Source organism: Hymenobacter canadensis (assembly GCF_027359925.1).
In the GTDB taxonomy this organism is placed as follows: Bacteria; Bacteroidota; Bacteroidia; order Cytophagales; family Hymenobacteraceae; genus Hymenobacter; species Hymenobacter canadensis.
The window spans coordinates 580,642-601,560 of sequence record NZ_CP114767.1 but is presented as its reverse complement, the minus strand read 5'-3'; the positions used below and the strand labels follow the sequence as shown (position 1 = coordinate 601,560).

17 protein-coding genes are annotated in these 20,919 nt (G+C 62.5%); 3 read left to right on the top strand and 14 right to left on the bottom strand.

Going from position 1 to position 20,919, the window contains the following annotated elements:
* Positions 1 to 47 precede the first annotated feature (47 nt).
* Entirely contained in the window at positions 48 to 1,031 is a 984-nt protein-coding gene (locus O3303_RS02600) for a hypothetical protein (protein ID WP_269560511.1), read from the top strand.
* A 145-nt stretch (positions 1,032 to 1,176) separates the two neighbouring features.
* Here O3303_RS02600 and O3303_RS02595 read toward each other — a convergent pair whose 3' ends face one another.
* Positions 1,177 to 1,395, bottom strand: a complete 219-nt coding sequence (locus O3303_RS02595; RefSeq protein ID WP_269560510.1) for an amidohydrolase family protein — start codon at positions 1,393 to 1,395, stop codon at positions 1,177 to 1,179.
* Complete coding sequence (locus O3303_RS02590) at positions 1,383 to 1,859, bottom strand: amidohydrolase family protein (RefSeq protein WP_269560509.1); 477 nt, start codon at positions 1,857 to 1,859, stop codon at positions 1,383 to 1,385. The genes O3303_RS02595 and O3303_RS02590 overlap by 13 nt, the downstream gene beginning before the upstream one ends.
* A gap of 309 nt (positions 1,860 to 2,168) precedes the next feature.
* Between O3303_RS02590 and O3303_RS02585 the strand changes: the two genes are divergently transcribed.
* The gene (locus O3303_RS02585) at positions 2,169 to 3,752 is read left to right on the top strand and encodes a T9SS type A sorting domain-containing protein (RefSeq protein ID WP_269560508.1); all 1,584 of its coding nucleotides are present in this window, start codon (positions 2,169 to 2,171) and stop codon (positions 3,750 to 3,752) included.
* A 113-nt stretch (positions 3,753 to 3,865) separates the two neighbouring features.
* On the top strand, positions 3,866 to 4,387 hold the full coding sequence (locus O3303_RS02580) for a 2'-5' RNA ligase family protein (protein ID WP_269560507.1): 522 nt from the start codon (positions 3,866 to 3,868) through the stop codon (positions 4,385 to 4,387).
* Positions 4,388 to 4,467: 80 nt separating this feature from the next.
* Here O3303_RS02580 and O3303_RS02575 read toward each other — a convergent pair whose 3' ends face one another.
* The 12 genes from O3303_RS02575 to O3303_RS02520 all read right to left on the bottom strand — a co-directional run bounded on the left by O3303_RS02575 (position 4,468) and on the right by O3303_RS02520 (position 20,807).
* On the bottom strand, positions 4,468 to 6,009 hold the full coding sequence (locus tag O3303_RS02575; RefSeq protein ID WP_269560506.1) for an aldehyde dehydrogenase family protein: 1,542 nt from the start codon (positions 6,007 to 6,009) through the stop codon (positions 4,468 to 4,470).
* Positions 6,010 to 6,155: 146 nt separating this feature from the next.
* Positions 6,156 to 7,175, bottom strand: coding sequence for a class 1 fructose-bisphosphatase (fbp, locus tag O3303_RS02570; RefSeq protein WP_269560505.1), 1,020 nt, complete (start codon positions 7,173 to 7,175; stop codon positions 6,156 to 6,158).
* 145 nt (positions 7,176 to 7,320) lie between these two features.
* The gene (locus tag O3303_RS02565; RefSeq protein WP_269560504.1) at positions 7,321 to 7,785 is read right to left on the bottom strand and encodes a nuclear transport factor 2 family protein; all 465 of its coding nucleotides are present in this window, start codon (positions 7,783 to 7,785) and stop codon (positions 7,321 to 7,323) included.
* Between the two features lie 9 nt (positions 7,786 to 7,794).
* Complete coding sequence (locus O3303_RS02560; protein WP_269560503.1) at positions 7,795 to 9,150, bottom strand: MFS transporter; 1,356 nt, start codon at positions 9,148 to 9,150, stop codon at positions 7,795 to 7,797.
* 174 nt (positions 9,151 to 9,324) lie between these two features.
* Complete coding sequence (locus tag O3303_RS02555) at positions 9,325 to 9,969, bottom strand: beta/alpha barrel domain-containing protein (protein WP_269560502.1); 645 nt, start codon at positions 9,967 to 9,969, stop codon at positions 9,325 to 9,327.
* Between the two features lie 147 nt (positions 9,970 to 10,116).
* Positions 10,117 to 11,127 carry a sugar kinase gene (locus tag O3303_RS02550; RefSeq protein ID WP_269560501.1) on the bottom strand — a complete coding sequence of 337 codons (1,011 nt, stop codon included), beginning with the start codon at positions 11,125 to 11,127 and terminating at the stop codon, positions 10,117 to 10,119.
* A 174-nt stretch (positions 11,128 to 11,301) separates the two neighbouring features.
* Positions 11,302 to 12,738 (bottom strand): glucuronate isomerase, encoded by a 1,437-nt coding sequence (gene uxaC, locus O3303_RS02545; RefSeq protein ID WP_269560500.1) that lies wholly within the window; start codon positions 12,736 to 12,738, stop codon positions 11,302 to 11,304.
* Between the two features lie 361 nt (positions 12,739 to 13,099).
* Positions 13,100 to 14,755: a UxaA family hydrolase gene (locus tag O3303_RS02540; protein WP_269560499.1), complete on the bottom strand. Its 1,656-nt coding sequence runs from the start codon at positions 14,753 to 14,755 to the stop codon at positions 13,100 to 13,102.
* A 197-nt stretch (positions 14,756 to 14,952) separates the two neighbouring features.
* The gene (locus O3303_RS02535) at positions 14,953 to 16,479 is read right to left on the bottom strand and encodes a tagaturonate reductase (protein ID WP_269560498.1); all 1,527 of its coding nucleotides are present in this window, start codon (positions 16,477 to 16,479) and stop codon (positions 14,953 to 14,955) included.
* Positions 16,480 to 16,490: 11 nt separating this feature from the next.
* The gene (pelA, locus tag O3303_RS02530; protein ID WP_269560497.1) at positions 16,491 to 18,584 is read right to left on the bottom strand and encodes a pectate lyase; all 2,094 of its coding nucleotides are present in this window, start codon (positions 18,582 to 18,584) and stop codon (positions 16,491 to 16,493) included.
* 74 nt (positions 18,585 to 18,658) lie between these two features.
* Complete coding sequence (locus O3303_RS02525) at positions 18,659 to 18,997, bottom strand: cupin domain-containing protein (protein WP_269560496.1); 339 nt, start codon at positions 18,995 to 18,997, stop codon at positions 18,659 to 18,661.
* Between the two features lie 13 nt (positions 18,998 to 19,010).
* The gene (locus tag O3303_RS02520) at positions 19,011 to 20,807 is read right to left on the bottom strand and encodes a RagB/SusD family nutrient uptake outer membrane protein (protein ID WP_269560495.1); all 1,797 of its coding nucleotides are present in this window, start codon (positions 20,805 to 20,807) and stop codon (positions 19,011 to 19,013) included.
* Positions 20,808 to 20,919 lie beyond the last annotated feature (112 nt).

The following is a 20,919-nucleotide window of genomic DNA, read 5'->3' as shown; positions in this document are numbered from 1 at the left end:
GGCTGCTGCCAGGTTTTATCTCCCCACTATTTCATTGTTCCTGACCTATGAAAATTCGGTTGATGGGCCTCATGGCCATAATTTTGCTGCTGGGCAGCTGTAAGAAAGATGCCGACCTGGTGCAGGTGCCAGACTGCGACCTACCAGTACCAGTAATTGATGGCCCCATTAAAAGTACGCTGGCCAGATATGCCGTACCTGAGCAGCAGTTTTATGTCCGCCCGGGCCTAGACACCACGCTCCGCACGGCCAACGCTTACCGCATCCGCATACCGGCCGGCCTGCGCCGGATTTATGGGCAGCCCATGTCCGGCAGCTTGGTGCAAGTGCGGGTGCGCGAGATTACCAAACGCAGCGAAATGATCTTCTCGCACGCGCCTACGATTTCGGACGGGAAGCTGCTGGAGTCGGCCGGCATGTTCAGCATCAGACTTTCGCAGGATGGGCAGCAGGTTGTGCTGGCTCCGAATGCCAGCCTTGATGTTACCACCGTGCTGCCGCCTGCCCTGAGCAGCACTTCCGGCATGGGTCTGTTTTCAGCCCTTAGCAGCCCTGCTGACTCTGCACTGATCGGCTCCTGGTTTCCGTTGCAGCCCGGCAGCATCACGCCCTTTCCTGCCTCGGGCACTGCTACCGGGTTTCAGGTATCGTTGAGCGCTGGGCTTTATAACGCCAGTGCCAACCGCCTGAGCTGGATCAACTGCGACCGGTTTGTGACGGCCAATCCGCTTACTACGGTGCAGGTACGCGCCACCCGCCCCGGCGCCACCAGCGCCAATTCCATCGTTTATCTGGTATTCAACAATTTGAACTCCGCGCTCCGGGCCTACTCCAATGCGTCGCCAGCCGATACGTTCCTGGCAGGCCAGGTGCCGCAGGGCTATTCCGTAACGGCGGTGGTGATGCACATGGACGGTACGCAGTTGTACTTCGGCAAACAGACCGCTACAGTAGCGGCCAACCAGGCTTTTGCTCCAACCCTGCGGGCTGTGACGGAAGCCGAAATGGTAGCCGAAATCCGCGCTTTATAGCTTCTACACATCCACTATAGCTACCTATTTCAAAGCATAATACAGCCTCAACTACCTGAATTTCAGAATCTATTCGCTATTTTTTATCATACTCCACGAGAGGCGTCGCCACATAGGCGGCGCCTCTCGCATTTCAAGGCCAGCCCTATTGCAGTTGCCCGCTCAGCACCACGCTGCGCACGGGTTTTTCGCCAAGCCAGTGCGGGATTTCCTCGTAGTTGCGCACGTCCAGCACCAGCAGATCGGCGCGCTTGCCGGGCTCCAGGCTGCCGCAGTGCTGCTGCTGGCCAATGGCCCAGGCCGCGTTGATGGTGACGGCGGCCAGGGCTTCGTGGGGCGTGAGGCCCATTTTCAGGCACGCCATCGAAAGGGCCAGTCACAGGTTTTTGCCGGGCACAAACCGGAGTTGAAGTCGGTGCTGACGGCTACCGGCAGGCCGGCCTCAATGAACGCCCGGCCGGGCGCGTACTGCTCTTGGCGCAAAAACAGCGGCAGCAGCGCCGCCACCGTGCGGCCCTGGCTTTGGGTGGCAATGTGGGCGGCGGCTTCCGGCGCTAGGTAGTCGGCATGGTCGATGCTGACGGCCCCCAGCGCGGCGGCCATTTCGCAGCTGCCCAGGTAGTGCAGCTGCTCGGCATGGATTTTCAGCCCGAATCCCAGCGCCCGGGCCTGCATCAGATACTGCCGGGCCTCGGGCACCGAGAAGGCCCCTTGCTCGCAGAAAACATCCACGAACGGCACGTCGGCGGGGCTTAGCTGCGGTAGCACTTCGCGCACCAGCATCTGCAGGTAGTCGGCGGGGCGGCCGTGGTACTCGGGGCTGGGCATATGGGCGCCCATAAACGTGGGCACCACCCGCACCGGCTAGCTGCGGCCGGCTTCTTGCGCCACCCGAACCAGCCGCAGATATGCACACTTCCCTTCAACCGCCAGCCTGCCGCCACCGGCCTTGACAGTCCCACGAAATCCTCGTAAATTAACTTTTATCTATATAAAATTAGACATATGGCACTACCGCTTGTATCTATTTGGGATAGAGCCATGTTCAGTCAGCACATTCCTAAAAATGCATTTATCTGTACCTTATGCCTCATTAGCATACCCAAGCCGTCACTCAGCTCCTCACTGCTTCCCAATATGAAAAAGAACCTACTCGCTCTTCTACTGCTTGTTGGGAGTCATAATCTACTGGCGCAGCTACCTACCAGCAGCTTCGCCGTGACGTCGGCCTGCCCGGCCAATGCCGGCAACCCGTCGGTGCTGCAGCAGGTGAATACCGATGGCTCGCTTACACCCATCGGCACCGTCAGCAGCAACGGGACACCCCTCATCGTCAATGCCCTGGGCTCCGACGACAATGACCGGACAGTGATTTACGGGATGAATGTGGTGCAGCCCGTCACGGCCATCAACTTCAACACGCCGCCCAACCTCTACCGCATCAGCCTGAGCACGGCTGAGGCCACCAACCTGGGCGCCGTGGCCCCGCCGCCGCGCCCCACCGATGTCAGCACGCAGCCCCAAGCCGGCGAGTCGGGCTTCATCGATACGGAAATCACGCTCAACTTCATTGGTGACGGCGACGCCAGCTCCAACTACTACGTGGCCGGCGCCACGTTCCGGGTGTTCTACGTGTTCGACCTCACCTTCCCCACTATACTGCGGCCGGTGCGCGTGTCGGACCTGCGGCTGCACGTGGGCGTGGTGGCGCTTCCCACCTTCCCGGCCACGCCGCCGGTGTGGCGCCGCCTCGACGCCTCCGACCCAGCCACGGCGGCCGTCATTGCCAGCTACCAGGCTGAGGTGCAGACCTATTTGAACAGCAACGGCACGGCCCCGGTCCCGCAGGGCGGCATCCAGGACTGGGTGTTTGACGTGCGCACCGGCAATCTGGTGAGCTACCTCGGCCAGGATGATAAATTTATCACCATCAGCACGCCAGGGGCCGGGCCGGTGGGCGTCACCACCCAGCCCACCACGCCCATTCCTACCCAGCAGGATATCGGCTCGATGTTTACGGACCGCGACGGCAACATTTACGCGGTAGATGCCGATGGCGGCACTATCTACAAGCTCGACCGGCTGACCGGCAACTACTCGGGCCAGTCGTACGGGGCGGCTTTTGGCTGCTCCCGCGGCGATGCCGTGAGCCTGCCGGGCGCGCTACCGCTGCCCGTTACGCTCACCGAATTCCGGGCCGAAGCCAGCGGCCGGGCCGTGCGCCTGACCTGGGCCACCGCCAGCGAGCAGAACGCCGAGGCGTTTCTGGTGGAGCGCCGCCACGAGGGGTCCGCCTGGCAGACCATCCAGACGGTGCGGGCCGGCAACCAGCCCAAAGGCCAGCGCTACACCACCCTGGACACCGCGCCGCTGAAGGGGCCGCTCTACTACCGCCTGGCCATGCGCGACACGGATGGCACGCTCGCCTACTCGCCGGTACAGGTCGTGAAGATGACCGGCAAGCTTGCCCTGCAAACCTACCCCAACCCCTCTCCCGACGGCCATCTGAACGTGCTGCTAACTGAGCCCAGCACCGCCGAAACCACGCTGGAGTTGCTCAGCGCCACGGGCCAGATGGTACGCCGCCTGCAGCCAGCCGCGGGCCTCACCACCATTCAGCTGGATGCGCACACGTTGCCCGGCGGCCTCTACTACTTGCGCGTGCGGCAGGCCGGTCAGACGAGCACCGTGCCCATAGCCCTGACGCACAAGGGGCTATAACTGGCAGCTTTCGGCTTAAAATCATCAGCCCAAAAGCATCCCATCCAGCACTATTGTTCAGCTTGTTTACCTCCGAAGCCAACCTAATGTGGCTGGCGGAGGTTAGACTATACATGCCTGAACCTATTGCCCCGCTCATCCTTACGCTGGCGCTTGATGCTGACAGCCAACGTTTCTTCGATGCGCTCCGGCAGCAGCACTTCCCACCCGAGCGCAACTTTCTGCAGGCGCACCTGACGCTGTTTCACCACCTGCCCGGCTCCGATTACGCCCCCATCTGCCAGACGCTGACCGAACTGACCTCGGCCGAAGCACCGCTGATGCTCAGCGTTACCGGGGTGCGGTTTCTGGGCCGGGGCGTGGCGTACTCGCTGGAAAACAGCCGGCTGCAGGCGCTGCACCAGCACCTGCAGACCCGCTGGCAGCCCAGCCTCACCCCGCAGGACCAGCAAAAGCTCAAGCCCCACGTGACGGTGCAGAACAAGGTGGACCCGGCGGTGGCGCGCAGCCTGCACCAAGAGCTGGCCGCCGATTTCCAGCCGTTTGAAGCCACCGGCACCGGCTTGCAGCTGTGGGCCTACCGCGGCGGCCCCTGGGAGGCGCTGCAGACGTTTGCCTTCAAAGCCACCGCCTAGAACACAATACCGCTGAATACAGAAAGGGCGCATAGCTTGAAGCTGCGCGCCCTTTCTGCATTTATTGGTTTTATGGCAGCCTAGATTTTCTCTGGCAGCAGCGTGGCCTCCTCGAAGTTGCCCAGAATCGGCTTGTCGCCTTCCGTTACGGCTTCTACCAGCAGCGCGCCGCCCACGAAGGCCCCTTTCCAAGATTCGCCTAGGCCGCCGAATACTTCTTCCCGGTCGCCGCGCGAGCGGAGCTTGTTGATGCCCATTTTGAAGGCGCGGACCTCCTTGGCGGTGCGCTGGGCCCACTTCTCGTCGTCGGAGGCCAGGGCGCCGACTAGGGCGCCGTTGCTGATGTTCATCTCGCCTACCAGCTCTTCTACACGGTCTACCAGCACGATGCTGTCGATGGGGCCGAAGGGCTCCTTGAAATACAGCTCGCTCTGGCGCGGCAGGTTCACCAGGGCGCGAGGGGCGCGGTAGGAGCTCATATCCTGGCCGGGCAGGAACAGGCTTTCATCCAGCTTGCCCTCGTAGATGGGGGTGGCGCCGGTTTTGAGGGCGTCGGCGTAGAGGCGGTCCAGGTCTTCGGCCTGGGCGCGGTTGATAACCGGGCCGAAGGCCAAGTCCGGCAGCTTGTCGTCGGCCGAGTCTACCAGCGTGGGGTTGCCTACTTTCAGGCCCTTGATGGTGTTCCAGTAGGTTTCCACGAACTGCGGAAACAGGCGGCGCTCCACCACGAAGCGCACGTAGGCGGTGCAGCGCTGCTTGCCGTAGTCGTAGCCCTTCTTGAGCTGGTCGGCGAGGCCGTCCCAGTCGGAGAAGTTCCAGATGCCGTAAGTGTTCACGCCTTCCATTTCCAGCATGTAGCGCTTGTGCTCCGAGCTGAGGGCGTCGGCGATGTTGCGGCCGTTGTAGCGCCCACCCACGAAGCTGAGGCAGTCTACGGCGTCGTTTTTCACCAGCACGTCGCTCAGCTCGCCGCCCGAGCCGCTCACCAGCGACACGGGCAGGCCGCAGCGGCGGGCAATGGCGAAGGTCAGGCTCAGCGAAATGAAGCCGCCATCGGTAGGCGTTTTGGCAATGACGGAGTTGCCGCACAGCACCTGCACCAGCACCGCGTGCAGCAGCACCGACATCGGGTAGTTCCAGGAGGCAATGTTGCTGACGAGGCCCAGCGGCTTGCGCGAGCCCAGCATGCCTTCGATGTTATCGACGTACCACTGCACGCCCTCGATGGCGCGGTCAATGTCGGTGAAGCCCAGCTTGTAGGTTTTGCCGATTTCCCACATGATGAGCTTGCCGGTGAGCTCGACGTGCTGGCGCAGCTGGTCGAGGCAGTCCTGCACTTTGCGCTTGCGCTCGTCCAGGTCGACGCGGGCCCAGTCGGCGGCTTCCTTTTTGGCAGCCTGCACGGCGCGCAGGGCCGTATCGTGGCCGAGCATGGGCAGCCAGCCCAGCTGGGTGCCATCCACGGGCGAAATAAACTCGCGGGGTTGGCCCGGCTCCTGCCAGCGGCCTTCCATCAGATTGAGGAATCCGTTGCCGTCGGCCGTGAAAACTTCGGGCGTCACGGCTTTCATCTGGTTCAGCAGGCTGCTGAATTCCACTTGGGGCGAAATGATCTTTGGCATAGGACAGGGAGAGCAGCTAAGTGGTTGTGTGCTGACAGAACGATGCTCTCAGAAGTTGGTTCGGGGTAATTTGTTTTTGAGGCCGGCCAGTCGGGCCTCAGGCTTTCACGGCCACCTGCCGCAACGGCGTAAGGCCAAAGGCCTTGCTATACAGCTGGGGCTTCCAGGGCCGCCAAGCCTGCGAGGCGGTGCACCATGTCGGCGGAGCCTACAAACAGCGGAGCGCGCTGGTGAAACTCAGTGGGCACCACGTCCAGCACCGGGCCGGTGCCGGTTTCTGCCCGGCCGCCAGCCTGCTCAATCACGAAGGCCAGCGGGTAGCCCTCGTAGAGCAGCCGCAGCTTGCCGTGGCGGTTTTTGGTCGTGGGCGGGTAGAGGTAGATGCCGCCCGTGAACAGGTTGCGGTGGTAATCAGCCACCAACGAGCCCACATAGCGGCCGCTCAGGCGCTGCTGCTTGCAGGCCAGCAGGTAGTCGCGCACGTACTGCGGGTAGTCGAACCAGTGGCCTTCATTGCAGGAGAAGGTGGTGCCGCCCGCCGGAATCCGGATGCTGGGGTGCGAGAGGAAGAATTCGCCCAGCGAGTTTTCGTAGGTGAAGCCCACCACGCCGTGCCCGGTGGTGTACACGAGCATGGTGCTGGAGCCATACAGGATGTAGCCGGCCGCCACCTGCCGGCGGCCGCCCTGCAGAAAGTCGTCGGCGGTGGCCTCCTGCCCCACCGGCGTCACGCGCCGGTAGATGCTGAAGATGGTGCCGATGCTGATATTGACGTCGATGTTGCTGGAGCCGTCGAGCGGGTCGATGGCCACCACGTACTTACCCTGGCAGTTGCCGGTATGGATGATGTCGTCTTCTTCCTCGCTGAGCACGGCGCAGGCCTCGCCCCCGTTGGTGAGGGCCCGGATGAAGCGGATGTTGGCTTCCACGTCCAGCTTCTGCTGCGCCTCGCCCTGCACGTTCTGCTGGCCCATGGCCCCGATGATGCTGGTCAGGCCGGCCCGGTTCACTTCGCGGTTTACGATTTTGCCGGCCAGCGCAATGTCGCGCAGCAGCTGGCTCAGCTCGCCGGTGGCAAACGGAAACTCGGCCTGCTTGCGCATGATGTAGCGCTCCAGCGTGGTGCCCACCGGCTGGGCAATAGCGTTTTCAGACGTAATACTCATGACAGAAACTGGATACAAAAAGGACGCAGTAAGGGGGCGGCAGCCTGCCGGATGCATTGCAGCCTCTGGCTGCTTACCCGTTCAGCCGCCGCACTTTCTTTGCTGGTCGGAAAATGTTGTGCGCTATTACTGTGCAGCCGTGGCGCTAGCTCTTGGCGTCGGGCTGCTTCTGGCTTTGCCAGAGCACCACCTGCCAGCCTTTCTTCGGGTCTTTCACCTGCACCACCACGTACTTGAGGTGGGCCAGGTTGGGCGTGCCGTCGGGCTTGTTGGGTAGCGTGATGGTGATAGTACCGTTCACCACGGCGGCTTTGCCGTCGTTGTAGGCGCGCACGTTCAAGGCTTCCACCTCGATTTTATCGTACTGGCTTTTTCCCTCGCGGATGCTCTGGATGTACTCGGTTTTGTTGTTCTGCTTGCCGTTGGAGTGGGTGTACACCAGGTCGTCGGCAAAGACTTTTTCCAGCACGGCGTAGTCCTTTTTCACCTGGGCCTCGAACCGCTGGCGTTCCAGCACTTCCACTTCTTTGGTGGCGGCTTGGTCTTTCTTGCTTTGGGCAAAGGTGAGCACCGGCAGCAGCAGCGCCAGCAGTAACAGGAGCTTTTTCATGAAGAAGAATTAACGGGTGGCGGGTTCGGCGTCGAGGTCGATTTGCTTCATTTTCGGGGCCAGGAAGTGCATCAGCACCCAGGCCAGCAGGTAGGCGCCGCCACAAATCCAGAACATGATGAAATAGGCCGTCTGCAACTCCCCGATGCTTTCGTAGTACACAAACATGCGCTTCTGCACCAGCGCCGACAGCAGGATGCCACCCAGCCCGCCGGCCATGCCGCCGATGCCGGTCACGGAGGCCACGGCCCGCTTCGGGAACATATCCGACACGGTGGTGAAGATGTTGGCGCTCCAAGCCTGGTGGGCCGCCGCCGCAATGCCAATCACGAGTACTGCCAGCCACATATTCAGCTGCCCCAGGTACTGCGCAAACACAATCGGGAACACGCAGCAGGCAATCAGCAGCATGGACAGCTTGCGGGCCCGGAAGGCCGGCATGCCGTTGCGCATGAAGTTGAGCGGCACCCAGCCGCCGCCCACGCTGCCAATGCTCGACAGCACGTACACGGCCGCTACCGGCAGGGCTACCTCGGTGCCCTTGAGGCCGTATTGCTTGTTGAGGAAGTCGGGCAACCAAAACAGGTAGAACCACCAGATCGGGTCCGTCAGGAACTTACCTACCACGAAGGCCCAGGTCTGGCGAAACGTGAGCAGCTTAAACCACGACACCTTGGGCTGGGTGGTGATGGCCACGGCGGCCAGATCGTCCACGTCGCTGTGGATGTAGTCGAACTCGGCTTTGGTGAGCCGGGCGTGGCGGGCCGGCACTTCGTAGTAGACGAACCACAGCAGCAGCCACACAAAGCCCAGCGCGCCGGTAATCACAAAGGCCCATTTCCAACCAATAGATTCGGCAATGAGCGGCACCGTGAGCGGCGCAATAATGGCCCCCACGTTGGAGCCGGAGTTGAAAATACCGGTAGCCAGGGCCCGCTCCTTCTGCGGAAACCACTCGGCAGTGGTTTTGATGGCGGCCGGGAAGTTGCCGGCCTCCGTGACGCCCAGAAACGCCCGCGCCACCGAAAAGCCCAGCGTGCTACTCACAAACGCGTGCCCGATGGCGGCCAAACTCCACAGAAACGTGGACAGCGCGTAGCCCATCTTGGTGCCCAGCTTATCGATGATGCGCCCCACGCCTAGCATCCCCAGCGAATACGCCAGCTTGAAGGCAATTTCGATGTTGGCGTAGTCGCCGGAGTTCCACCGGAACTCGGTTTCCAGGTAGGGCTTGAGCAGGGAAATAACGGCCCGGTCGAGGTAGTTGACGGTGGTGGCAAAGAACACCAGACCACAGATGGTCCAGCGGTATTTGCCAATCACATCGGTGACAGGGGCCGAAGTAGCAGGGGCAGCTTGTATCATCGGAGGCGGGTGGGAAAGGAATGAGCAGATAGCACAAGGGTGGCAAGCAACCATTTATCATCCTAAGCTTGCGAAGGACCTTATCAGGCTTGCAGTTTTTGAGGCGGCTTCCGCAGAGGTTCGCAGAACGGTTCTAGCGTTAGTCGTTTAAGCGTAATAAGATCCTTCGCAAGCTCAGGATGACAAAGAGTCCAGCAGGTCGCGGAGCAGGGTTTTCAGGGCGGCGGGGTCGTCGTTTTTGAACAGCTGGGAGCCCATACCCACCACATTTACGCCGGCCCCAAACCACTCGCGCAGACTCTCGCGGGTGGGCTCCACGCCGCCGGTTACCATCAGCGGCACGCTTGGCATGGGGCCGCGCAAACTCTTGATAAAGCCCGGCCCGACCACGTTGCCGGGGAACACCTTCACAATGGCCGCGCCCAGCTGCGTGGCTTCGTACACCTCGCGCACGGTCATGGTGCCGGGTAGCCAGGGCGTGCCATGCTGGCGGCACACTTCCGCCACCTCCGCCGTAATGCAGGGCTGCACCACGAAGTCGGCACCGGCGGCAATGAATCGATCGGCGTCAGCGGCGGTGTAAATCGTGCCGATGCCGAGCAGCATTTCCGGGCAGTTCTGCTGCACGAAGGCCATCAGCTGCCCGAACACCTCAAACGCCTGCGACCCGCGGTTGGTGAACTCAAACACGCGCAGCCCACCCTCGTAGCAGGCCTGCACGATACGCTGGGCGTACGCTGCATCGGCGTGGTAAAACACCGGCACGATGGGCGTGGCCAGCACAGTTTCGAGGATATGAGCAGCGGAAAAACGGGGCATGTGGAGAGTTGTCAGTTTTTGGTATTTGTCATGCTGAGCTCGTCGAAGCATCTCTACTTCTGACTAATCAATGGCATTGCAACGAAGCGGTAGAGATGCTTCGACTACGCTCCGCTTCGCTCAGCATGACGGTCTTTATGGCCAACCCTACCGTAGCAAACGACCGGTGAGGTTGCCAGCCATGATGTGCTCGACTTCGGCGGCCGTCACGAGGTTGACGTCGCCGTGGATGGTGTGCTTGAGGGCTGAGGCGGCCGTGGCAAACGTCAGGGCCTCGTCGGTGGTGGCGTAGTGCTGCTGGCCGTAGATGTAGCCCGAAATGAACGAGTCGCCGCCGCCGATGCGGTCCACGACGGGGTTGATGTCGAAGTAGCTGGTTTGGTGGTAGGTACCGTCCACGTAAGCCATGCCCCGGATTCGCTCGTGCGAGGCGCTCCGGGTTTTGCGGCGCGTGGCAATCACCTGCTTGATCTGCGGAAACTGCGCTATCAACTGCTCGCTCATCGACACGAAGCTGTTTTCAGCACCGACTTCGGGCTTTATGCCGAACAGGTCGTCGGCGTCGCCTTCGGTGCACACCACCACGTCACAGCCAGCCACTAGTTCCGGCATTACGTCCTGGGCCTGCTGGCCATACTGCCACAGGTTGCGGCGGTAGTTCACGTCGGCCGAAACCGTAATACCCAGCCGGCGGGCCGCCCGGATGGCGTCGCGGGTGGCCTGGGCCGCTGCGGCCGAAATGGCCGGCGTGATGCCGGTCCAGTGCAGCCAGTGCGCGTTTTCAAGAATTTCGTCCCAGTTGAACCACTCCGGCTGCAGGTTGGCGAAGGCCGAGTTGTAGCGGTCGTACACAATGCGGCTGCCGCGCAACGAAGCACCCACTTCCAGGAAATACAGCCCCAACCGCTCGCCTCGGAACACGCAATGCTGCATATCCACGCCATGCGCCCGAAACGCCTGCGCCGCTGCCTGGCCCACGGCGTTGTCGGGGAAGCAGCCGACGTGTGCAGCCGGCATGCCCAGGTGCACCAGCGCAGCGCCCACGTTGGCGTCACCGCCGCCGTAGGTTACTTCCAGGGTGCTGGCCTGGGGCAGCCGGTAGTTGAGCGGCGGCGAAAGCCGCATCATGATTTCACCAAAGGTGACGACTTGCTTCATGTTGGGGACTTGGGAGTTTTAGAACGTCATTCCGAGCTTGCGAGGAATCTCGCGTGCTGACGTAGGATTACCATGGCAACCTCACCACGCGAGATTCCTCGCAAGCTCGGAATGACGTTCAGGCGAGATGTTAGAGATGCTTCGGCTGCGCATCTGCATGACGTTCATTTTCACTTACACCGTGGCAGCTTCAGCGGGGCTGGCCACGGTTTCGAAGCCGAAATACGCCTTGGCGTTGCCGTAGCAGATGTTGCGGATGATACCGCCCAGGCCTTCCAGATCGTCGGGCAGCTCGCCGTTTTCCACGTCCTGGCCAAAGAGGTTGCACAGCACGCGGCGGAAATACTCGTGGCGCGGGTACGAGAGGAAGCTACGAGAATCAGTGAGCATGCCTACGAAGCGGCTCAGCAAGCCCATGTTGCTCAGGGCGTTGATCTGCTTTTCCATGCCGTCCTTCTGATCCAGGAACCACCAGCCCGAGCCGAACTGCACCTTGCCCGCCACCGAGCCGTCGTTGAAGTTGCCGATCATCGTGGCCATCAGCTCGTTGTCGGCGGGATTGAGGTTGTAGAGGATGGTTTTGGTGAGCTTGTCCTGCTCGTCGAGGCGGTTGAGGAACTTCGAGAGGGCACGGCCCTGCGAGAAGTCACCGATGGAGTCCCAGCCGGTGTCGGGCCCAAGCTGGCGCAGCATGCGGGCGTTGTTGTTGCGCAGCGCGCCGAGGTGGAATTGCTGAGTCCAGCCTTTCTCACAGTCCATCTCCGCCAGCAGCACCAGCATCGCCGACTTGAAGCGCAGCACCTCCTCGGCCGCCAACTCTTCGCCACTGCGGATTTTCAGGAAGATTTCGTTGCACTCCGACTCGGTATAGTCGGCGGCGTACATCTGCTCCAGGCCGTGGTCGGAGAGGCGGCAGCCGAGGGCTGCGAAGTAGTCGTGGCGCAGACGCAGGGCGGTTTGCAGGTCGAAGAACGTGCGGATTTCCACGGCGGCGGCTTCGCCCAGCTTGTCGAGGTACTGGTTGTAGCTGGCGGCATCGTCTACGGCCATGGCCTTATCGGGCCGGAAGGTGGGCAGCACGCTTACCTCGAAGCTGCTGCTTTGCAGGGCGCGGTGGTGCTCCAGCGAGTCGGCGGGGTCGTCGGTGGTGCAGAGCGTTTCGACGCCCATTCTGCGCAGCAGATTGCGCACCGAATACTCAGGCGTGCGCAGCTTCTCATTGCACTGGTCGTAGATGCGGCGGGCGCTGGCGGCGTTCAGCAGCTCCGTGATGCCGAAGTAGCGCTGCAGCTCCAGGTGCGTCCAGTGGTAGAGCGGGTTGCGCACGGTCTGAGGCACGGTTTCGGCCCACTTCTCGAACTTCTCCCAGTCGGAGGCGTCGCCGGTGATGTAGCGCTCGGGCACGCCGTTGGTACGCATGGCGCGCCACTTGTAATGGTCGCCGTAGAGCCACACCTGCGTGATGTTGTCGAACTGCCGGTCTTCGGCAATCTGGTCGGGCAGCAGGTGGTTGTGGTAATCGATGATGGGCATGGCCGCGGCATACTCATGGTAGAGCGTGCGGGCGGTGGGCGTTTGCAGCAGAAAGTCGGCGTTGAGGAAGGGCTTCATAATCAAACGGAATTATGATGGGTGGGAGCCGCAGGTGGGCAAGGAGGACGGGCGGATTTAAAGATACCGGGTTCAACGCCCGGTTTTGCCCGTTTTGGGCAGCGAAACGCGTATTTATCTACGCAAACGTTCCCGGAAACTGAGGTTGGCCAGTGAGGTACGACCGTCATGCTGAGCCTGCCGAAGCATCTCTACCGCTTCGTTTGATCAGCATTGAAGCGAAGCGGGAGAGATGCTTCGGCAAGCTCAGCATGACGGTCTTATTTGCATGACATTAGCTTCTGGCGAGATGCTTCGGCTGCGCCTCTGCAAGACGTTCTTGTTACCTCTGCATGACGTTCTTATTCTCTCTCGTTCTGCGCTACAGACTCACGCCGCGTTTCCAAGGAATGAAGTCGGTTTGGCCGTGGCGCACGGCGGCCACTTCCTCCCCGCTGGCCACCCGGATGACGTAATCCAGAATCCGCTCGGCGGCTTGTTCGATGGTTTCTTCGCCGTCGATGACGGTGCCGGTGTTCACGTCGATGATATCGGGCATGCGGCGGGCCAGGGCCGTGTTGGAGCTGATTTTCACGACCGGCGCAATGGGGTTGCCGGTAGGCGTGCCGAGGCCGGTAGTGAACAGCACAATGTTGGCCCCCGACCCTACTTCGGCGGTGGTGCTTTCCACGTCGTTGCCGGGCGTGCAGAGTAGGTTGAGGCCGGGCAGCGTCACGGGCTCAGGGTAGTCGAGCACGGCTACTACCGGCGAAGAACCGCCTTTACGGGCTGCGCCGGCCGATTTCATGGCGTCCGTAATCAGCCCGTCTCGGATATTACCCGGCGAAGGATTCATATCGAAGCCCGAGCCGACGGCAATGGCGGAGTCGCCGTAGGCTTTCATCAGGGAGCTGAACCGCTCGGCCGTGGCGGTGTCCACGCTACGGTCTACGAGCTCCTGCTCGACGCCGCACAGCTCCGGAAACTCGGCCAGAATCACGGAGCCGCCGGCCGCTACCAGCAGGTCGGAAACGTGGCCCACGGCGGGGTTGGCCGAGATGCCGGAGAAGCCGTCGGAGCCGCCGCACTCCAGCCCGATGCACAGCTGGCTGATGGGCGCGGGCTGGCGCGTCTGCTGGTTGGCCACCATCAGGCCGGCAAACGTCTGGCGCAACGCCGCGCTGATGAGCGCCTCTTCGGTCCCGATTTTCTGCTGCTCCAGGATGTAGAGCGGCTTTTGCAGGCCGCCAGGGCTGCGCTTGTCGATTTCGTCCTGCAGCATGCTCACCTGCGCGTTCTGGCAGCCCAGGCTGAGCACGGTGGCGCCCGCCACATTGGGGTGCGTGATATAGCCAGCCAGCAGCCCGCACAGCGTCTGGGCATCCTGCCGGATGCCGCCGCAACCGCCTTCGTGCTGCAAAAACCGGATGCCGTCGACGTTCGGAAACAGCCGCGGCTTCTGGTGGCCGTCTTCGGCGGAATGCAGGTCAGTGGCCAGGATTTCTTCCACGGTTTTGCCGGCTTGCATCAGCGAAATCAACTCCTGGGTCTGGGGCTGGTAGCTTTTGCGGCGGGCGTAGCCGAGGTTGTTCACCAGGGCTTCTTCCAGCACCTGAATGTTGCGGTTTTCGCAGAAGACCAGCGGAATCACCAGCCAATAGTTGGCGGTACCCACGCGGCCATCGGGGCGGTGGAAGCCCTGGAAGGTGCGGCCGGCCCACTCACTCACGTCGGGCGCGGTCCATTCTGGACGGCTTTGCTGGTGCTCGTCGTAGCCGTCGGTGGCGTGGCGCATGTTGGCCGTGGTGAGCAGGCCGCCGACGCCAATGGCCTGGGCGGCTTTGCCTACCAGCACGCCGTACATGTGTACCGGGTCGCCGGGAGCTAGAAACTGCATTGCCAGCTTGTGCTTGGCGGGTATCTTTTCGGTGGTCGTGACGATGGTGCCGTCCCAAGTTACGGGCGTGCCCACGGGCAGGTCCTGGAGGGCAACCAGCACGTTATCAGCAGGGTGGATTTTGGCTACCAGGTGTTTCATTTTTTATCGGAACTATCAGCTCTTGGCTTTGAGGAAAAACCGCGTCATGCTGAGCGAAGCAGAGCGGAGTCGAAGCATCTCTACTTCTGGCTAACGCAGTCGTGCAGACGAAGCGGTAGAGATGCTTCGACTGCGGCTGCGCACCCTGGCTCAATTCGCCACATGCTCAGCATGACGGTCTTTTTGAGCCATCGTCTCTACACGGCCACTGGCTTCCGGTTGAGGGCATGGGCTACGGTGGCGTGGGCGCCCTGCTCCAGCAGCTGGTGCAGGTAGCGGCTCACGCAGTCCGAGAAGCCGGGCAGCGCGGCCAGGTCGTGGCCCCACAGGGTTTGGTTGTGCAGCACGGCGTGGGTGAGTTCGGCGGGCTCCAGACGGCTCCAGAGCTCGGCAAAGTAGCCGGCCTTGTCGTCCTGAATCGGGTATTCCTGGCCGTCCAGCTCGCCGTACCACACCTGGTCTTTCTGGTGGGTGGCGCGCATAAACAGCAGGTAGGCCGCAAAGCCCAGCGCCATGTAGTGCGGCACGGCCTGCAGCTTCTGGTAGTAGTGCAGCAGCGTGGGCACGTTGCGCATCTGCAGCTTGGCCGTGTAGTTCATCGAAATCGACAGCCAGCGGTGCTCGATGGCGGGGTTGCGGAACCGGTCCAGCACCTGCATTCCGAAGCGCTGGCCCACTTTTTCGTCGACGTTGTAGGGAATACCGGGCAGCAGGTCGCCCAGCATCAGGTTGTGGATGAAGCCGGCCACGGCGTCGTCCTGCATGGCGTCGCGCACCGTGGGAAAGCCGGCCAGAAACGCCAGGCCGCAGCTAAGCGTGTGCGTGCCGTTGAGCAGGCGCAGCTTAAGCTCCCGAAACAGGTTAATGTTGGGCTGCACCACCACGCCGGCATCGGCCTGCTCGAAGCTCAGCACCCGCTTCACGTGCTCGTCGCCCTCAATGGCCCAGAGCGTGTACACCTCCGACATGGTCAGCAAATCGTCGTGGTAGCCGAGCTGGGTGGCCAGCGCAGTCTGGGTGGCGGCGTCGGGGCGGCCGGGCACGATACGGTCCACGAGCGAGTTGCAGACCTGATTGGCGGTTTCCAGCCAGTCGATAAACTCCGCATCGAGGTTATTGCGGTGAGCCTGCTCCAGCAGGATGCCTTCCAGCTTGGTGCCGTTGTCCGGAATCAGCTCGGTGGGCACTATCACGAGGCCTTTGTCTTTGGCGCCGCCGAACGCCTGGTAGCGGGCATGCAGAAACGCCAGCAGCTTGCCCGGAAACGACACCGGCGGGCTCTGCCGGATATCATCCGACACCAGCTGAATGCCGACTTCGGTGGTGTTGGACAGCACCACTGTCAGGTCGGGGTTGGCGGCGCAGGCCAGGATGTCGGCCCACTGGCTTTTGGCCAACAGCACCCGGCTGATAGCGGCGCAGACCACGTTTTCCTCGATTTCCTGCCCGTCGTCGATACCGCGGATGCCGAGCGTGTAGAGGCCGTCCTGGCGGCGGAAGGCGTCGATGTCGCCGCCGTCGGTGGACTTCACCACCACAATGCGGCCGTTGAAGATTCCCTGGCGGTTGGCTTTGTCGATGAGGTAGTCGGGCAGGCCGCGCAGCAGCACGCCGGTCCCGAATTGCAGCACCTTTTCAGGCAGGGCCAGCAGGTCGGCGGTGGGCAGGGCTACGGCCGGAGTGGCAGGCAGCTGGGCAAGAAGATTAGCGGATAAGTGCGGCATGATGAAGACCGTTATTTTGTGCTGCCCTGCGGGGCATTAGCATTCCATTTCTGCTGCCAGCGCGGATAGTCGCGGCTGAGCAGCTTTTCGGGCCAGGTGCCGGCGTAGGCATAGCCCGTGCGCCGCTCGTATTCGATTTCGGCCAGCTTGGCGCGCGGCTTGGAGTCGCGCCCTACGTAGATGGGCTGGTTGGTAGTCAGGTCATAGAAGCGGGCCCAGATGACGGCGCCGGCCTGCGGCACCAGCACCCGATCGTAGCCCTTGGGCTGTTTCGGGTCGGGTTGATCCTGCACGGCGTAGCCGGTCAGCTGCACGGCCCGCAGCCACGCCACCGCGGCTTCCACAGCCTGCCGGATGGCGGGCGTGGGGTTGTTGGTGTCCAGCAGAAACTGTACGATGCCCACGGTTTCCATCCCGCTGAGCGAGGCCAGCTCGAAGGCGCGGGCCTTGGCCGGTTGCAGCGTTTTTTCGTCGTGCTGGGCGCACCAGGCCGTAAGCTTGCCGCGCTGCACGTACTGGGTTTTCAGGATGCAGTCGATGCCGCGGGTCACGGCCTGGGTGGCGGGCTCCGCGAGGCTGGCATCCAGCACGTCGAGGCCGTGGGTGCGGCGGCTCACGTCGCGCAGCACCTGCAGCGCCTTCACCATGGCGTTGTCGTTGTAGGTAATCTGGTGGCGGTAGCTGCTCAGGTCGGGGTAGTACTGCGGGAAGCCGCCGTTGGGGTACTGCATCTGCAGCAGGTAGCGCACGCCCCGTTCGGCGGCGGCTTTGTAGGCCGGGTTGCGGGTGGTAGCGTAGGCGCCGGCCAGATAGCGGATTTCGCGGGTGGTGGCATCATTGTCGATGGTAGCATCGGGCCGGGCAGTAGCGGCGCGGGCGGCGGTGCGCTCGGCAGCCGTCAGCGGGTGGTCGTAGTTCACCTTCACCTCCCCTATGGCCTTGGGCCAGCCGCCTTCCGCCCGCTGATACACCAGCATCCGCTCCGCCACCGAATCGACGGCGGGCGCGGTAGCGGCAGGCGCTACGGCCGGCTTCGAAGTGGAAACCGTCGAGTACCGGTCCTTGGCCGTAGGGTCGTAGACGGGCACGGTTACCGTGGCCGCTTTGCCCGAAACCGGATACCAGCGCCCGCCAAAGGTCCAGTCGGCGGTAATCTGCGCGGGTTTGGGGGCGCCGGCGGCCGTGCTCAGGTTGTCTTTGTGCCAGGCGTAGTCGCCGCCATTGCGGTGGCAGTTCTGGTAGTACACGCGCCGCCCCCACTGCTTGGTCCCGGGCCCTGATTGGGCCCAGTAGATGTCGGCATCGGCCATGTTCTTGGGGAACTTGCAGTTGATCAGGTAGAACTGCGCCTCGCGGTGGTAGCGCCCGAGCTTGAAGTTGTCGTCGCCCTCGAACACACAGTTCTTGAGCACCGTTTTCGACTCCTGATTGCCCGAACCGTCGTGCCAGATGGCGGCCGACATATTGTGGCAGATGAAGCGGCAGTTTTCGGCGTAGGCCCAGCCGCGAGGGCAGTAGAAATCCACGCCGCCTTCCATGGTGCAGTCCTTGAAATAGTAGAGGCCGGCGTCCACGTCCCAGGGGCTCACGGTGTCGCCGTTCAGCGAGCGGAACGTGCAGTGCAACACGGTCAGGCGGGTGGTGCCGGGCATGGTGCGAAGTGCCATCTGATGGCCGGTGGCACTGATTTTCTTCTGGCCGCTGGGGTCCGCGGGGCAGGGCAGCACCACGTCGGCCTCCCCACGGTGGTCGAAGCCGTAGGAGTTGATGACGGTCAGGTTCTCGAGCGTGACGTCGGGCGAGTTGCGCATGTTGAGCGTCGCCACGCCCCAGTCGTCAGCACCGCCCACCGGGTCGCAGCGCCACGCATCGCGCGACTGGGCGTAGGTGAGCACCACGCCTTTTTCGCTCTGCCCCTTCAGGATGATGTACTGCTTGTTGTCGAGCCGTACTTTCTCCTTGTAGGTGCCGTTTTTGATGTACACCGTGCGCGGCCGGCTGGCCTGGTCGGGCAGGCTGTTGAGAGCGGCCTGGATGGTCCGGAACTGGCCCGAACCATCCGCCGCCACCGTAATCTGCTGGGCCTGGGAAGTTAAGATCCCCATCCCCCCTATTCCAGTCAGCAGAAGCAGTAGTGTTTTCAGTAGTTTCATAAGTTGGTCTGGCAGCGCCCGCAAGCCTACACAAAGTCCTCGCGCATGGGGCTGAAGGCATCAAGCAGCTCACCGGCTGCCACGCACACCACCCCATGCACCACCTCCGACGGCGCATAAAACGTGTCGCCGGCCCGCAGCACCTGCATCCGGCCGCCCACGGTGGCCTCGAACACGCCACTAACCACGTGAGTCATCTGGGTGTGCACGTGGTGGTGCGGCGCCCCAATGCTTCCCGCCGCAAACTCCACCCGTACCAGCATCAGCTGCGGGTCGTAGGTCAGCACTTTCCGGCGTACCCCCATGCCCACGGTTTCCCAGGGCCGGGCGCTGTCTTCCAGAAAAAAATCGTCGGCGAGAAGCATAGAGGCCGCGCGGTTAGTAGCCGAAATTCTGCTTCACGTTAGGATTGGTGTCGAGCGTGCTCTGCGGAATCGGCATCAGCTCCTTGCCTTTGGCAGGCTCGAAGTCAGCAGCCAAACCGGTGCCGCCGGGGCGGGTGTTGGTGATGTAGGCGGCCGTAATGGCCTGGCGCCAGTCGACGCGGGTGGTGCCCGATGGCGTAGCGGCCGGCGAAGGGCGGTAAAACGAGCGGGCCCACTGCAGCTGGGTGTTCACCACGCGGTAGTACATGTATTGCGGCACCGTGTTGTAAGGCGCCTGGGCCAACTGCATTTTGGCCAGCTCAGCCTTGGTTTCAGCGAGCTGAGAAGCCAGCTGGCCCCAGCGCAACAGGTCGTACTTGCGGATACCTTCGCCGCCAAATTCCAGCAGGCGCTCCTTCTTCAAAACAGTGAAGAAAGCCTCCTTGGAAGTCAGATTGAGGCCGGCGGCGGCGCGGGTGGCGTTGCCGCCGAAGCCCCGGGTGCGCACTTCCAGCAGCGCCGTACGGGCCGCCGAAGTAGGCCCGTTCAGCTCGTTTTCAGCCTCGGCAAACATCAGCAGCACGTCGGCAAAGCGGATGAGGGGCCAGTTGTAGCCGAGGTAGTTGCCGGCGCCCGTGAGGGTTGGCACGCGCCAGTCGCGGCGAAACTTGCCGGTGGTCACGATGGCCAGGGTGGTAGCTACCTGGTTGTTGCTGCTGTTGATCTGGTACGGCGTGAGCGTGATGTCGCGGCGAACGTCCGTCGAGTCGAAGGCGTAGAAGTACGTCGGCACGGCCACGATGGAGCCCTGCGTCGAGCCGAAAACCGGCGACGTATTCAGGCGCGGACCGTCGTAGTAGCCCAGCTTGCTATCGGCGGTGGCGCTGCTGCCGCCCATGGCTACTTCAAAAATCACCTCGTTAGCGCTTTCCTTACGCTGCTCGTTGAAGCTCTTGAACAGGTCGTAGAAGCTGGTATTGAGCGTGTGCTCGCCGCGGTTACGCATCAGCTCGGCGCATTCCACCTGGGCAATGCGGTAGTACGTGAGGTAGTCGGCGGGGCGCGAAATCTGGCCGGTGGTGGCGCTGGTGGAGTAGCCGCCGCGCTGCAGCGCCAGGCGGGCACGCAGGGCTTTCACGGCGCCCTTGGTGATGCGCTCATTCACGGCCCCGGCTTTGGAACGCCACGGCACCAGCTTCTGGGCTTTGCCGAGGTTGGCAATCAGCGTATCCAAGGTCACGTTGCGGTCAACGGAAGGCAGCTGGAAGCTCTGCGACGGATCGGTGGGCGTGAGCGGAGCCGGAACGTCGCCCCAGTTGCGGATCAGCTCATACAGATACTGGGCCCGCAACGTCAGGGCCTCGCCGTGCAGGCGGTGCAGGGCGGCGGTGTCGGCGGCGGTACCGGTGCGGTAGAGCGCCATCTGCGGGATGTTCTTGATGCAGATGTTGGCCTTTTCCACGCCCGAGTACAGGTCACCCCAGGGGTTCACAATCTCGGGGTTGGTGGGCTGGGCCTTGTAGCGCGCGAGGCCGCGGTTGCCGGCGTTGGCGGCGCCGGGCGCGCCAATCAGCTCGTCGGTATCGTAGGGGTAGTACAGGTTGAGGCGGGTGCCGTAGGTCCGGTCGCCGGACAGCAGGTCGTAGGCCGTGATGACGGCCGTAGTGGCGCCGCTCACCGAGCTAAAAATCTGCTCCGTCGTGTAGTACGCGTCCGGATCAGCTTCCAGGTAGTCTTTGCAGCCTCCTATCCCGAGGAGCAGGGTCAGGGCCGCGGCACTGAGGGTAGAACGAAAGAAGGTAGGTTTCATGGGGATTTCAGTAGGTAGGGTTTGGTGATCAGGGCCTGGGGCTTAGGGCTTAGGTTGTTGTTGCTTTGCCGCTGAAACGACCCAAGCCCTAAGCCCCATTTCCTACTCACTA